Below are 14,654 nucleotides of genomic sequence, written 5' to 3' on the forward strand. Positions count from 1 at the left end.
TTTTATGTTAGCTATGGTTTTTGCTCTAGGTTCCATATTTTTACTTGTTTTTATGCTTACAAAGAAAATAAATGCACATATGGCTTTGCTTTTAAGCGGTCTTTATTGCTTTCTTTGGCTGCTTTATTTAATCTACACCCTTACATAGTTGAGAAAGGTTCTTTAAATTTTGGATTTTTTGACATATTTCAGGTTTTAAACCAAAAAATGTCAAGCACCTTAGCGGGTTTAGGCTTGACACTTATGAGTATAGCCGGTTTTTCTGCTTATATGGACCATGTTGGAGCTTCTTACGCACTTTTTAAGGTTTTTGAAAAGCCTCTTAAGATGGTAAAACAACCCTTGATTTTACTTGTTGTAGCTTATTTTATAGTCCAATTTATGGTCCTTTTTATACCGTCTCACGCAGGTTTAGGACTTCTTTTAATGGTTACTATGTATCCTATTTTAGTTCGTTCAGGCGTTTCAAAACTATCTGCTTTGAGTGTTATAGCTATTTGTCAGTATATAGATCATGGACCTGGTTCAGGAAATGTGATATTTGCAGCAAAACAAGCAAATATAGATCCCGCACTTTATTTCGTTAATTACCAGTTACCAACTACAATACCTATAATAATTGTCGTTGGAATTTCTATTTATTTTTGTGCCAAATTTTTTGACAAAAGAGAGGGCTTTGTCTTTGATAGAGATGCTGTGGAAAAAGAATTAAACGAGAGTAAAGGCAAAGAAGAAGAGCTAAAAAAAACCTCCAAAAATTTATGCTATTTTGCCCGTATTGCCACTTTTATTAGTACTTGGCTTTTCACCGGTTTTAGATAGTATTTTAGTTGCTTTAAACATATTTTCTCAAGAACAAATGAATGAATACGCCAAAACAGCTATACGCACCAATGTTCCTGTGGCTATGTTTATTTCTACCTTTGTGGCAATAGCCTTTGAAATGATAAGATATAAGAGTGTTGTAGATACTTTAAATTCCATAATGATATTCTTTAAAGGAATGGGAAATTTATTTGTTATAACTGTTTCTTTGATAGTTTGTGGTCAAGTCTTTGCAGAAGGACTGTTGAATGTAGGCTTTGTTGATATTTTGATAAATTTCGCAAAAGATTTAGGTTTTGGTGCTTTTGCCATCATAGTTTTTGTGTCTATGTTGCTTGCCATCTCCGCCTTTTTTATGGGCTCTGGAAATGCTGCATTTTTTTCATTTGCCCCTCTTATACCAAATATAGCAAAGTCTTTTTCGCTTGATACTATAACTATGATAGCACCTATTCAAATAATGACGGGTTTTGGTAGATGTGTAAGCCCTATAGCACCCGCAATATTGGCAATATCAGCTATGGCAAAGGTAAATCCTTTGCAAGTCGTAAAAAGAACAGCTATACCTATGCTTGTAGCTACTATAACAAATATAATTTGCACGTATATTTATCTGTAAGGAGGATAATATGAAAGAAAAAACCAAATTAATTCACATTGCAAGAGGAGATGAAACTTTAGAGGCAAGACCTGTAAATCCGACTGTTATGAGAGCTTCTACTATACTTTTTAAAAATCACGAAGCTTGGCAAAAATACAGAGAGCTAAGAAAAACTAAAAGAGTTTTAAGTTACGGTGCTCGTGGAACTACTACAAATTTTGAGCTTGAAAAACTTATATGCGAACTTGAAGGTGGATATAGAGCTCAGCTTTTCCCAACAGGACTTGCAGCACTTGGAATGGTTTTGATGAATTATGCTAGTAAAGACGCACATATACTAATAACAGATGCCATTTATGGACCAGTTAGAGCTATTTGTGAAAATTTCTTAGCAAAAATGGGCGTTGAGATTGAATTTTTAAAGGCTGACGCAAGTGATGTGGAGCAAAAGATAAAAGCAAATACAAAGCTTATTTTATGCGAAAGCCCGGGTTCTATACTTTATGAGATTATAGATTTGCCAAAACTATGCAAGATAGCACATTCTCACAATATACCAGTTGCTATTGATAATACATATTCAAGCGGGTATTTTTTAAACCCTTTGAAACTCGGAGTTGATATAAGTGTTATAGCGGCTACAAAGTATCTTGGCGGACATAGCGATGTAATGATGGGTATAGTTGTTATAAATGAAAAAGAATGGAAAAATTTTGATAAATTGCCAGAAATTTTAGGCTTTAATGCAAGCCCAGATGATTGTTATTTGGTGCTTAGAGGTATGAGAACACTTGATGTTAGAATGAGGGCTCACGAAAAAAATGCTAATGAAATTGTTGAATTTTTATCAAGCAGAAAAGAAATAAAAAAGATATATTTTCCAGCTTTAAAAACTCATCAAGGATATGAAATATTTAAAAGGGATCATAAAGGTGCAAACGGTATGGTAACTATAGAATTTGATAAAAGCATAAGCAAAGAACAAGCTATAAAATTTGTAGATAATCTAGAGCTTTTTTCAATAGGAGCCTCTTGGGGAGGTTATGAGAGCTTAGCTACTGTAACTGTGCCTCCTAGAACTGTTACTGATTACAGCAAAAGCGGGGTTTTTGTGAGATTTCACATAGGGCTTGAGGATACGCAGGATTTAATAGCTGATTTAAAACAAGCTTTTGATAAGATGAAATAAAGGAGGATTTATGACAGGAGTTAGCGTTTTTGATATGAGAATTTTACAAGATTCTTGGAGCACAAAGGCTATGCGTGATGTTTTTAGCGAGGAAAATAGAATTCAAAAATGGCTAGATGTAGAAGCTGCTCTTGCAAAATCTCAAGCTAGTCTTGGCATAATACCGCAAAAAGCAGCCGATGAGATAGCTAAAAAAGCCTTTTTTAAATTTATGGATATGGATTTTATCTTTGCTGAGTTTAAAAAGACAAAACATCCTTTAGTGCCTACTGTTAGAGGGCTTGAAAAGGCTTGTGAAAATGGCTTTGGAGAATTTGTGCATTTTGGAGTTACAACCCAAGACATCATAGATACAGGACTTGTTTTGCAGTTTAAAGAGGGCTTAAAACTTATAAAAGAAAAGCTAAAAGATATAGCTAAATCCCTAAAAAATATAGCCAGTGAGCATAAAAACACGGCTATGATGGGAAGAACCCTTGCCTTACAAGCCTTGCCTATCACTTTTGGACACAAGGTAGCCATTTGGCTTAGTGAGCTTGCTAGGCATTATGATAGGATAGAAGAGCTTGAAAAAAGACTTTATGTAGGCTCTATAGTAGGAGCTGTTGGCACTAAGGCAAGTTTAAGTGATAAATGCAATGAGGTAGAAAGGCTTACACTTGAGAGTTTAGGACTTTGTGTGCCTGATATTTCTTGGCAACCAGCAAGGGATAGATTTATAGAACTTGGCTTTGTTTTAGGAAACATAAATGCCACCTTTAACAAAATAGCTCATCAAATTTTACTCCTAGCACATAATGAAATAGACGAGTTAGCAGAGCCTTTTGGCAAGGGTCAAGTTGGAAGCTCAACTATGCCACACAAAAAAATCCAGCCCTAAGCGAAAATGCCGTAACAGTAAGCAATACCTTTAAATCAAATTTAGCTATCTTAAGCGATATAGAAAGACACGAGCACGAAAGAGATGGACAGGTTTGGAAGATGGAGTGGAAACTTTTACCTGAAATGTTTTTAATGCTTTCTGTAGTGCTTGAAAATATGGCCTTTGTTTTGGCTGATTTAGATGTTAAAAAAGAGCAAATGAAAAGGAATTTAAACACCTTAAAAGGCTTTGTCTTAGCTGAAAGAATTATGTTTGCCCTAAGCGATACTTACGGTAAGCAACACGCACACGAGATAGTGTATGAAAATGCTATGCGTGGCATGGAGAAAAATTTAAGCTTTAAAGAAGTTTTACTAGAAGATGAAAGAGTTAGTAAAATTTTAGATGAAAAGGCACTTGATGAGTTAATGGACGCTAGTACTTATGTGGGTTATGCGCCAAAACTTGTTGATGAGTTTTTAGAAAAAATATCCTCAGCAAAAATTTTAAATTAGGAAAAGAGATGTTTTACAGCCAACACTTAGCCTCCTTTATCTTAGATACAAAAGAAATACCAGCTGAGGTAAAAAACAGAGCAAAAGAATTAATGCTAGATAGCATAGGAACAGCCCTAGCTGCCTCTAAGGAACAAAGCGTTTTAAGAGCTTTTGAGGCTTTTAAGGCCATGTCCTCTAAGGAGGCAAAGGAGGCTAAAATTTGGTTTAGCGATGAAAGCATAGAAGCACAATATGCTGCTATGTTAAATGGCTTTGCTGCTCACGCTCTTGATTATGATGATACTCATACAGAGGCTATCTTACACGCTAGTGCCATACTCACGCCACTTTGTCTTACTTGGGGCTTTAGCATTGGTGCTGATGGGGATAAAATTCTAAGAGCCTTTGTTTTGGGCTGGGAGATAGGTGCTAGGCTAGGCGTAGCCTCTAAGGGAAGCTTTCATAAAAGAGGCTTTCACACTACAGCCTTGTGCGGAACTTATGCAGCCACTGTAGCTTCTGCAATACTTCTTGATTTAAACGAAGAAGAGCTTATAAATGCACTCGGTATAGCAGCTTCATTTTCTGCAGGCATAAATGAGTTTTTGTCAAATGGTTCAAATTCAAAGCTTTTGCATATAGCAAATGCCATTAGAAATGGAATTTTCATAGCAAAATTAGCCAAAGCAAAGCTTAGTGGTCCTTTGAGTGTTTTTGAGGGCAGGGATAATTTTTTTCGTGCCTTTGGTATAGAACAAGATTGTGATAAAGATGTCCTTGTAAAAGAGCTTGGCAAAAGCTATGCCGTAATGCAAGTATCTATAAAGCCTTACCCAACCTGTCATTTTGCACATGGTTTTATAGACTGTGCTTTAGAATTAAGAAATGAGGGCTTTAAAGACGAGGATATAAAAAGCATAAAATGCTTCGTAGATGAAGTTCCAATAAGCTTTATTTGCGATCCACTTGATAAAAAATACGAGCCAAAAAGTGCTTATGAGGCTAAATTTTCTATGCCTTTTTTATTTGCCTTAGCCTTTAAAGATGGCTTTTTATCTCTTAAATCCTTAGAAAATTTAAACAGAGAAGATGTTTTAAGCTTTGCTAAGAAAATTTCTTATGAAAAAAGAGCATCAAGTGGCTTTCCAAAGTATTTTCCCGGACATTTAGAGGCTATTTTAAAAGACGGTAAAATTATAAAAAAAGATGTCTTTGTAAATAAAGGAAATTTTGATAATCCCTTAAGTTTTGATGAATTAAAAGAAAAATTTTTGTCTAATGCAAAAATATCTATTAGCGAGGCTAAGGCATTAGAGCTTATAAAACAGATTGAAAATTTAGAAAATTTAAAGACCTTTTTTGTTTGATTTACTAAAATTTTAGTATTATTTACAAAATAACCTTATTTTAAAGGACTAAGTAATGAAAAAGATACTTTTTATAAGCACATTTTTTGCTTCTGTTTTAATGGCTTATGATGCAGAACAAATAGCTGATATGTTTTTTAAATTAAATCCTAGTGCGGAAAAAAACAAAGTAAAGCCAAACCATACCAAAGGTTTTTGTGCTAGCGGAAGCTTTGTTCCTAGTAAGGATATAAATAAGAAAGTAGATATAGGCATACTTAAAAGCGATTCTATACCTGCTGATTTGCGTTATTCTTTAGGTGGTGCTGAAATGAATGATAAAAGCAAAACCAGAGGTTTAGCTTTAAATTTAAGCTCTGCTAATGAAGTATGGACTATGGTTATGACAAATGCAGAGATAAATTTTGCAAAAGATGCTAATGAATTTGGGCGGTTTTTTGAGATGAAAATTCCTGTAAATGGCAAGGTAGATACAGATAAGATAAAAAAGCTTACTAATGAAGTAAAATCTTATAAACAGTTTGCAGAATACACCAGCAAAATGGGTGTGAGTAGAAGCGTCGCAAACACGCCTTTTTATAGCACTCATACCTTTTTTGTAAAAGATGCAAAGACTAAGAAAATGAGAGCTGTTAAGTGGAAATTTGTGCCTGTTGAGGGGATTAAAAATTTAAGCAAGGAAGAGGAAAAAAGCTTTTCTAAGGATTTTTTAAGAGCTGACTTTGAAAAGAGGATGAAAGACTCTAAGCCATTTGCTTATGATATGTATTTAATATACGCAAATAAAAATGATATTATAGATGATACTACAGCTCTTTGGACTGGAAAACATAGGGAAGTTTTGGTTGGAAGATTAACTGTTAATAAAGACGAGAAAGAAAGTTGCGATAAAACCGTTTATTTTCCTTCTAATCTATCAAGCGGTGTAGAGCCTCCAAAAGATCCTTTATTTGATCTTAGAAATCAAGTCTATGCTATAACTTTTGGTGCTAGACAATGAATTTTAAACTTATATCCTGGTCAAATGATGATTTTAGCACGGATGTGAAAATATCTGTGCTAAGCGAAAATCAAAGCTCTAAAGATATTCAAATCATAATGCCTAAAAATTCTGTAATGAAAGAGCATAAGGCACCATTTGATATAACTGTGCAAGTTTTAAAGGGTTGTATAGACTTTGGAATAGATGATAAGCTTTTAAGATTAAATGAGCTTGATATGATAGCAGTTCTTGCAAATGTGCCACATTCTTTGATGGCAAATGAAGATAGTATTATAAGGCTAAATTTATCAAAAAAAGATGATGTAAGCAGGGTTAGTAAAATTTTAAATCTTTAGCTTGTTGTAGCATTTTTTAGATAGAATTTTGCTTTTTAAAGGGCAAAATGTGAAAAAATTTCTAAATTCTTTATCTTATGGGCTTTGTGAAAGTGATGTAAAGCAGTCTTTTAAATCCATACTAAGAGAGCTTTTAAATCTTGAAGTTATAAAAAAGCATAAAAATACTTTTTATCTTAACAATTCTTTTGTTTTTGGCACTGTTGATGTATCAAATAAAGGCATAGGTTTTTTACAAGCACTTGATAAAGATGATAAAAAAGATGATTTGCGTATAGATGATTTAAAAGGTGCAAACTATGGCGATATAGTTGTTTGTAAAATTTTACACTCTAAAAAGAAAAAAACTTTTGCTAGGGTTGTTTCTGTCCTTTACAGAGCTAGAAAAACTTCTCTTGTGATAACGAAGGCCTTTGGAAAAAATGTCCTTGCTACAAATTTCAAAACAGGATTAACAGTGCCAATAAAAGCAAGTGCTAAATCTTTAAAAGCTTTGCCTCTTGGGACTGTTTTAAAAATAGAAAACGCAAACAATGAAGTTATAGAGGTGTTAGGGCATATAGATGATGAAAAAATTGATGAAAAAATATCTTTAGCTTTATTTGATAAAAATGAAGATTTTTCTTTGCAGTGCCTAAAAGAAGCAGAAGCAAACGGGGATTTCGTTGATGTTAGTATGTATGAAAATAGAATAGATTTAAGAAATATGAATTTTTGCACCATAGATCCAGTAGATGCAAAAGACTTTGATGACGCTATTTTTTATGATAGCGATAAAAGAGAGCTTTTTGTAGCTATCGCAGATGTCAGCGAATATGTGTATCCTTACAGTGCCCTTGATAAAGAAGCATTGCAAAGAGGATTTTCTATATATTTTCCTCATAAAGCAGTTGCTATGTTGCCAAAAAATTTAAGTGAAAATATATGTTCTTTAAAACCTTTAGAAGATAGATTGGTCTTTGTTTTTAAGTTGAGTTTTGATGAAAATTTTTATCTTATTAAAGAGGAGCTTTTTGAAGGTATTATTAATTCAAAACGAAGATTTAATTATGATGAAGTAGATGAATACTTTATCAAAAAGATGGATTTAAAAGAATTTAACTATCTTTACGAGCTTAAAAAACTTAGTTCTATTTTGCGTAAAGAAAGGCTTAAAAATGCCTTTGACTTTAGAACGAAGGAATTAAGATTAATAATAGATGATAAGCACAATTTACTTAGCACAAGATATGAAAGCGATACCCCGTCCCACCAGCTCATAGAAGACTGTATGCTTTTAGCAAATAAAGCAGCAGCAAGGCTTATAGAAAAGGGAGTGTTTAGAAATCACGGTGCTATGGATATTAAAAAGGTAAAAAAGCTACTTGTAGAATTAGCTAGTATAGGCATAGATGTGAAATTTAAGGCGGATTTAAGAGAATTCATAAAAGATATACAGTCTCTAGCAAATGAGTTAAATTTAAGAGATGAGGTAGATAAATTAATCATAAAATCCCAAAAAAAAGCACATTATTCAAGCTCTAATGAGGGGCATTTTGGTTTAGGATTTGATAGATATACTCACTTCACAAGCCCTATAAGAAGATATCCTGATTTGCTTTTACACAGACTTTTAAAGGCAAAGCTTAAAAATGATGAAAAGCTTTTTTCGTATCTTTTATTAGACATAGATGATAGTTGTGAAAATTTGAGTATTTTAGAAAGAGAAGCTGATAAGGTAGCTCTTGATTTTATGGATAGAAAATTTGCTAGATGGGCTAAAAAAAATATAGGAAAAAAAGTAATGGCAACTGTTATTGAAAACTCACATATCTGTATAGCCAAGCTTGATGATGAGTTAAAAGGTGCCTTGCTTTATATAAACAATACAAAAGAGTTAAATTTGCTAGAAAAAGTTTTACTTGAAATAAGTGATGTTGATATAATTTATGCTAAAATTTTTGCCAAATTTATAAAGAGGTGCGATAATGTATAGAAAGGATTTGCAAAGACTTCTTGGCGGGGATTACTTGCCAAATTTTTTCGCACTTTATGGTGCTGATAATTTTCAAATAGAGCTTTTTGCAAATTCTATCAAGGATAAATTTAAAAGCGATGAAATTTTAAGTGTTTATTTTGATGAGTATGATTATGAAACTGTGCATAATTATATTTCACATTCATCTTTGTTTTCTGACAAAAAAATACTTGAGATAAAAACTAGCAAAAAACTTCCAAAAAAAGATATTGAGAATTTAATAAAAATATGCAAACAAGATAAAGATAAGTTATTTCTTTTAGAGCTTTACGATGAGGCTTCAAAACAAACGGAGTTAGAAAAAATTTTTGAAAACAATTTCGCTAGATTCTTTAAGCCAGCAAATGCAAAGGAGGCTGTAGAGCTTTTAAGCCTTAAGGCAAAAATTGAAAATATAAAAGCAACCCAAAATGCACTTTATCTTTTGTATGAAAATTTTGATGAAAATTTATATCTTTGTGCCGCTGAACTTAATAAATTTAAAAATTTAAGCATAGATGAAAATACTGTAAAAGAGCATTGTTTTAGTTTGTCTGTAAGTAGTTTTGATTCCTTTTTTGAAAAGATGCTACAAGACAAAGATTTAGCAAGTGATTTGGAAAAAATAATTGAAAATTTTAACGAGATTGCATTGATTTCTGCTTTAAATTCGAATTTTTATAGACTTTTTAAAATTGTTTTATATGCTAAAATAAATGGAAAAGTAGATTTTAAAGATATTTTTGGATACACACCGCCTCCACAAGTTGCAAATACACTGCAAAATCAAGCTTTTATGATAAGACTAAGTCAGTATAAAGAGATATTTTTCTTGCTTTTAAATAGCGAATATGAGCTTAAAACAAAAGCTAAATTAAGCAAAAAAGAATTTGTTATAGCTATGTTTTTGAATTTAAAAAAGATATTAAAAGCTTAAATTAAAGAAATATTTGCTAAAATGAAAGCTTTATTTTATCCTTGCCTATGAAAATAGGCTTAATATCCACAAGGAGAATATATGAGACATTATGAGGTTTTGTTTATCCTTAAACCGACTCTTACAGATGAGGAGGTAGAGCTTAGGTTGAATTTCGTTAAAGAAATTCTTACTAAAAACGGTGCTGAAATAGCTTCGGTTGTGCCAATGGGCACTAGAAAACTGGCTTATTCCATTAAAAAATATGAAAGAGGAACTTATTTTGTTATTTATTTTAAAGCCCCGCCAAGTTTTATAAAAGAGCTTGAAAGAGTGCTTAGAATAAATGAAGATATTATAAGATTTCTTATAGTTAAGTATGAAAATAAAAAAGAAATATTAGCCTGGGAAAAGCTAAGTCAAGGTATAAAGCAGTCTAAAAAAGAGATAAAAGCTACAAGTCAAGAAGCTTGATGAAAGGCTAATTTATGTTTAATAAAGTTGTTTTGGTTGGAAATTTAACAAGAGATATAGAGCTTCGTTACACACCTTCAGGTATGACTATAGGATCTTCTGCTATAGCTGTAACAAGGAGATTTTCAGGCAGTAATGGAGAGAAAAAAGAAGAAACTTGTTTTATAGATATAAGTTTTTTCGGTAGAACTGCTGAGGTCGCAAATCAGTATCTTTCAAAAGGTTCTAAGATACTTGTGGAAGGTAGATTAAGGCTAGAGCAGTGGAGCGATCAAAATGGTCAGAATCGATCCAAGCATAGCGTAGTCGTTGAAAGCATGGAAATGCTTGGTTCTGTAGCCCAAAAATCTAATCAGAGCCTAAATCCTTACAGCCAACAAAGTTCTTATCCAAATTCTAAACAATACCAAAACCAAAATTCTTATCAAAATTCATATCAACAAGAGGAAAAAATAAAGGAAATTGATGTTTCTGATTTTGATATGGATGATGGCAAGAGTGAGCTACCATTTTAAAGGAGAAAAATATGGCTGAAAAAAAGAAGTATTCAAGAAGATATTGTAAATATAGTGAAGCAAAGGTTGAATTTATAGATTATAAAGATACTGCTATGCTTAAACACGCACTTTCTGAGAGATTTAAGATAATGCCTCGTCGTCTAACAGGCACAAGTAAAAAATATCAAGAAATGGTTGAACTTGCTATAAAAAGAGCAAGGCACGTAGCTTTGATACCTTATATAGTAGATAGAAAAAAGGTTGTTAGCAATCCTTTTGAAAATCTTTAATTGTGAAAAACTAGGCTTAAGCCTAGTTTGTGTTTTTTAAAAATTATCATCAGGGTATAAAAATACATTTTCATTTATAAAAATTTCTTCATTGACCCCGCTTCCCTCATTTAACAAAACAGATATATTTGATATTATTATGTTATCTTTGCTTAGATTGGCGTCTTTATTTGTATCGGTAAAGGAAAAATTTATGCATTCTCTTAATGGATATAGGTATTGTATTAAAATTTGAGCATTTTCGTATTTAAATTTTACCTTGTCTATACACTGCTTTCCTTGAGATTTTGCTTCGTATAAAAAATATTTAGCAAGTTCTTTTGAATTTTCGCTTAAGATTTTAGCTTGAGTATATAAAAAAACATTTTTTATGTGTTTTGGTATATATGCACTTTTATTGACTGCAAAAAGAGTAAAAAAGCTTACAAAAATCAGCGTTATTATGCAAACAAAAAGCAAGAAACCTTTTTTCATAAAGCACTCCACTTATAAACGCAGTCTAAATTTTCTTGGCAAATTCTTATCTTAAAAGTATCTTTTTCTCGCTCTATGCTAAAGTCTTTAACATTTTCAAGCAGAATGGAATCTATATTATTGTATTTATAAAACAAGGTTTTATCATTTAGAAAAAGCGAAATTTCAGAATCTATCACCTTATAAAAACCGCTAAAACTATCATTTACAAAAGATATCTTTTCTTTGTCTAGAATTTCTACTTTGTATTCCTTTTTTTCTTCTAAAGAAAAAAGCCTTAAAGTATTGTCTTTTCTGCCGTGCAAATCCTTTTGATTTTCCAAAATTCCTAATTTTGTTTTTTTACCATCCACAACCTCTTCATACGAAAAATTACTTTTTGGGGAGTAAAAGCTAGAATTCTCATCTTTTAAAATTATGCCAGAATAAGCTATTAAGAGCTGATTTTTTCTTAAAAGCAAAATATCATCATCGCTTAAGGTGCAAGAAAATGAATTTGTAAAGAATTTAGAATTTATACATTTTTTTAAAATTTTATCTATGAATAATAGGCTTAAATTTAAATTCATTATATTTTGGCTTAGGTCTTTGTGCTTATTATAAAAATGATTCATATTAAGCACAGGTTTTGATATTATAAGCAAGACTATAACAAATACAGAAAGTGCCATTATGCTTTCAAAAAGACTAAAAGCTTTTTTCATCTTTAAAGTGTTGTTTGTAATTTATTTTTTTTGGATTTATGCTATAAAGTTTGAAATTTTTACTACTATTTTCTTTTATTTCTAAATTGATAAGACCTATATTCTCTACATAAAGAGAGGTATCTTTAGTTTGAGAAAGCCCTTGTTGCAAATTCTTTTCTAGAGTAAATAATTCTTGATTTGTTGAAATAATAGAACTATTTTTTACAAAATTTAAGTAAGTTTGATAAAACAAGATAAATACAAAACTTAGTAAAAATATAGAAAAAATTGCTTCGAGTAGGGAAAATGCTCTCATTTTTTTAAAGCTGCAGCAAAAGCTTTAAAAAACGCATATCTTAAACCTTCTTCTTCAAGTGCTTTCACACCTTTTATTGTTACTCCAGCAGGAGAACAGATTTGTTCTTTTATAAGAGCTGGATGCTCTCTTTCTAAAAGCTCAGCAAATCCGTGAAATAATGATATAGTAAGCTCATAGCTTAATTCATTCTTTAGCCCTTCGCATAAACCAGCATTTGCAATGCTTTCAGCTACTAAGGACAAAAAAGCCGGAGCACAACCGCTAATTAGCATAGCAGGGTCAAAAAGCTCTTCTTTTTCAAGCTCAAATGCGTCTCCAAATGTTTTTATAATATCTAATATTTCATCTTTGAAAAGATTGTTTTCAAGTATAAAGCTTGTGGTTGATTTTTTGTATTTCGCAGCTATGTTTGGCATTATTCTAGCGTAATTTTTAGCTTTTATTGATTTTAAATTTTCCATTTTTACACCAGCTAAAACTGATATTAAAATTCTTGCTTCACCTTGCAAAATTTTACTCATATCATTTAGAGCATAAGGTTTAAAAGCTAATAAAATATCCTTTTTATCTATATCAAAACCGTCATACAAGCTAGTTTGTATGCCGTATTCTTTAAAAAAGGAAAAAGAGTTTTCATTTCTAGCTACTATACATAAGTCATATTTATCTTTAAGTCCTATGGCTAACGCTTTAGCCATAGAACCATTTCCTAATATATATATTTTATTTCTCATCTTTTTTTATATAATTTTCGATTTTTTCAGCTTGTGAAAAATCTGGATAATCCTTTGGATCAAGTATTATTTGAGCCATAGTATTATTATCCCAATTTATGAGTATTGGTGCTAAAAAATTTAGCCTTGATTCATTTACATCTTTTTCGTGCAATGCTACTATTATAAATGCTTGTCTTTTTGAGCTTTTATTTAAGGCAAGTAATTCTTGATAGTAAAGAGGTATGTCAAAATCATACCCAGGTCTTATTAGCTGTGAATCTATAACTACAAAGGTAAATTCTTGTCCATCTTTGCTTTGTATCTTAGAAAAAATATCATCTACCTTAGAAAATTCTACATTTTTTGTGTCTTCGAATCCCAGTATAGGGCATTTAACAGTTAAATTCATTTGTCCTTCCTTCTATTGTGATAAGTAATTCTATCACAAATAAGCAAAAAAAATGCCAAAAATTTACTTTTTATTTAAAAATATTCTAGACAAAGGGTCTAGAATATTAGACAAAAAATGCCATTTTTGCTAAAACGACTGTGATAAAACCAAGCACTAAAACTATACTATGTGTAGATTTTATAGGATTTGCTCTTTTTAGCATAAGCTTAAATACTAGTGCATTAATTATAAAGAGCACTATAATAAGAGCTAGTATTATTTTTATCATTAGAAGTTTTTGTAAATTTGTATTGAAAAATCCAAGCTCCGAATTTAAGTAGCTACTCATCATAGCTCCGCCACTTATCACTAGCAGCAAAACACAGATAGGCATTATTTTAACACCTCTTTTCATCACAGGAGATAATAACTCGTCTGCTTTTTCACCCAAAGACTTTTTAAGAGCTGTTAGCAAAAATACATCTGTAAAAATGAAACCTAGAAATATAATAGCACATATTAGATGAATAGTTAAAAAATAAGGATACATAAGTTGCATTCTATTTCCTTGAGCTAGGAGTATCATGAACTATAGTAATAGCACCTTTTATATCGCTTAATATCGCACAAGCTGCTTCGGTGCCACTTCCCATAGCACAAGCTATCATACTTGTTATACCAGCTGCAGTCCCTGCTACATATATACCATCTTTAACCAACTGTCTTTTGCTATGCTTTAGGCAAATTTTATTTGGTTTATTCATTAGCTTGTGTTCTGTTACTATGTCTCCAAGTCCTTGTATATCAAATTTTGAAGCACCTGTTGCTAAAATTATATAGTCTGATTTAAATTCTTTTTCCTTAGTTTTTGTAGTAAAAGCACCTTTTTCACCACCTATTTCAACAACAGTATCATTTACATAATTTACCTTTAAAAAATCAGAAATTTGCTTTCTTGTTTTTTCCAAAATTTCTTGTCCATTTATGGCTTTTGGAAACAAAGGCACATTATAAACTGCAACAGCGTTTATATCTGGTTTAGAATCATCAATCACCGTTATATCAAAATCAAGCTCATCATTTTTAGCACTTGCAAACAACAACGCTGCACTAAGTCCTGCTATACTTCCACCTACTATAAGTATTGATTTTTTCATCGTATTTAACCTTTCATTTTTTATAAATTTCACTTAAATTTAAGCTAGTTCGTACAAAT

General features: G+C 31.5%; 16 protein-coding genes and 2 pseudogenes. 11 read left to right on the forward strand and 7 right to left on the reverse strand.

The window, feature by feature from the left end:
- Positions 1 to 4 precede the first annotated feature (4 nt).
- The 11 genes and pseudogenes from dcuC to rpsR all read left to right on the forward strand — a co-directional run bounded on the left by dcuC (position 5) and on the right by rpsR (position 10,852).
- A pseudogene (gene dcuC, locus Q0J35_RS03525) lies at positions 5 to 1,444 on the forward strand (C4-dicarboxylate transporter DcuC).
- Between the two features lie 10 nt (positions 1,445 to 1,454).
- Complete coding sequence (locus Q0J35_RS03530) at positions 1,455 to 2,615, forward strand: PLP-dependent aspartate aminotransferase family protein (RefSeq protein ID WP_297193161.1); 1,161 nt, start codon at positions 1,455 to 1,457, stop codon at positions 2,613 to 2,615.
- 10 nt (positions 2,616 to 2,625) lie between these two features.
- Positions 2,626 to 3,992 (forward strand): annotated as a pseudogene (gene purB / locus Q0J35_RS03535) (adenylosuccinate lyase).
- Positions 3,993 to 4,000: 8 nt separating this feature from the next.
- A complete protein-coding gene (locus Q0J35_RS03540) occupies positions 4,001 to 5,341 on the forward strand; it encodes an MmgE/PrpD family protein (RefSeq protein WP_297193162.1) in 1,341 nt (446 codons plus the stop codon).
- Between the two features lie 55 nt (positions 5,342 to 5,396).
- Positions 5,397 to 6,341, forward strand: a complete 945-nt coding sequence (locus Q0J35_RS03545) for a catalase (RefSeq protein ID WP_297193163.1) — start codon at positions 5,397 to 5,399, stop codon at positions 6,339 to 6,341.
- Positions 6,338 to 6,679, forward strand: coding sequence for a cupin domain-containing protein (locus Q0J35_RS03550; protein WP_297193164.1), 342 nt, complete (start codon positions 6,338 to 6,340; stop codon positions 6,677 to 6,679). Before Q0J35_RS03545 ends, Q0J35_RS03550 begins: the two co-directional genes overlap by 4 nt.
- Before the next feature lie 49 nt (positions 6,680 to 6,728).
- Positions 6,729 to 8,654 (forward strand): ribonuclease R family protein, encoded by a 1,926-nt coding sequence (locus tag Q0J35_RS03555; RefSeq protein WP_297193165.1) that lies wholly within the window; start codon positions 6,729 to 6,731, stop codon positions 8,652 to 8,654.
- Complete coding sequence (locus tag Q0J35_RS03560) at positions 8,647 to 9,612, forward strand: DNA polymerase III subunit delta (protein WP_297193166.1); 966 nt, start codon at positions 8,647 to 8,649, stop codon at positions 9,610 to 9,612. The genes Q0J35_RS03555 and Q0J35_RS03560 overlap by 8 nt, the downstream gene beginning before the upstream one ends.
- A gap of 81 nt (positions 9,613 to 9,693) precedes the next feature.
- Positions 9,694 to 10,065, forward strand: coding sequence for a 30S ribosomal protein S6 (rpsF, locus tag Q0J35_RS03565; RefSeq protein ID WP_297193167.1), 372 nt, complete (start codon positions 9,694 to 9,696; stop codon positions 10,063 to 10,065).
- A 14-nt stretch (positions 10,066 to 10,079) separates the two neighbouring features.
- A complete protein-coding gene (locus tag Q0J35_RS03570; protein WP_297193168.1) occupies positions 10,080 to 10,580 on the forward strand; it encodes a single-stranded DNA-binding protein in 501 nt (166 codons plus the stop codon).
- An 11-nt stretch (positions 10,581 to 10,591) separates the two neighbouring features.
- A complete protein-coding gene (rpsR, locus tag Q0J35_RS03575; protein WP_297193169.1) occupies positions 10,592 to 10,852 on the forward strand; it encodes a 30S ribosomal protein S18 in 261 nt (86 codons plus the stop codon).
- Positions 10,853 to 10,888: 36 nt separating this feature from the next.
- On the opposite strand, the gene Q0J35_RS03580 is transcribed toward rpsR, so the two are convergent.
- From Q0J35_RS03580 to Q0J35_RS03610, 7 genes are all read right to left on the reverse strand, one after another.
- The gene (locus Q0J35_RS03580; RefSeq protein WP_297193170.1) at positions 10,889 to 11,326 is read right to left on the reverse strand and encodes a hypothetical protein; all 438 of its coding nucleotides are present in this window, start codon (positions 11,324 to 11,326) and stop codon (positions 10,889 to 10,891) included.
- Positions 11,323 to 12,030 carry a hypothetical protein gene (locus Q0J35_RS03585; protein ID WP_297193171.1) on the reverse strand — a complete coding sequence of 236 codons (708 nt, stop codon included), beginning with the start codon at positions 12,028 to 12,030 and terminating at the stop codon, positions 11,323 to 11,325. The genes Q0J35_RS03580 and Q0J35_RS03585 overlap by 4 nt, the downstream gene beginning before the upstream one ends.
- Entirely contained in the window at positions 12,014 to 12,328 is a 315-nt protein-coding gene (locus Q0J35_RS03590) for a hypothetical protein (RefSeq protein WP_297193172.1), read from the reverse strand. The genes Q0J35_RS03585 and Q0J35_RS03590 overlap by 17 nt, the downstream gene beginning before the upstream one ends.
- Positions 12,325 to 13,065: a pyrroline-5-carboxylate reductase gene (locus tag Q0J35_RS03595; RefSeq protein WP_297193173.1), complete on the reverse strand. Its 741-nt coding sequence runs from the start codon at positions 13,063 to 13,065 to the stop codon at positions 12,325 to 12,327. Before Q0J35_RS03595 ends, Q0J35_RS03590 begins: the two co-directional genes overlap by 4 nt.
- A complete protein-coding gene (gene fliW / locus Q0J35_RS03600) occupies positions 13,055 to 13,456 on the reverse strand; it encodes a flagellar assembly protein FliW (protein WP_297193174.1) in 402 nt (133 codons plus the stop codon). Before fliW ends, Q0J35_RS03595 begins: the two co-directional genes overlap by 11 nt.
- Positions 13,457 to 13,562: 106 nt before the next feature.
- The gene (locus Q0J35_RS03605; protein ID WP_297193176.1) at positions 13,563 to 13,997 is read right to left on the reverse strand and encodes a copper resistance protein CopD; all 435 of its coding nucleotides are present in this window, start codon (positions 13,995 to 13,997) and stop codon (positions 13,563 to 13,565) included.
- Between the two features lies 1 nt (position 13,998).
- Entirely contained in the window at positions 13,999 to 14,595 is a 597-nt protein-coding gene (locus Q0J35_RS03610; RefSeq protein WP_297193178.1) for an NAD(P)/FAD-dependent oxidoreductase, read from the reverse strand.
- Between the last annotated feature and the right edge of the window lie 59 nt (positions 14,596 to 14,654).

The sequence above is a fragment of the uncultured Campylobacter sp. genome, from assembly GCF_944323605.1.
GTDB lineage: Bacteria > Campylobacterota > Campylobacteria > Campylobacterales > Campylobacteraceae > Campylobacter_D.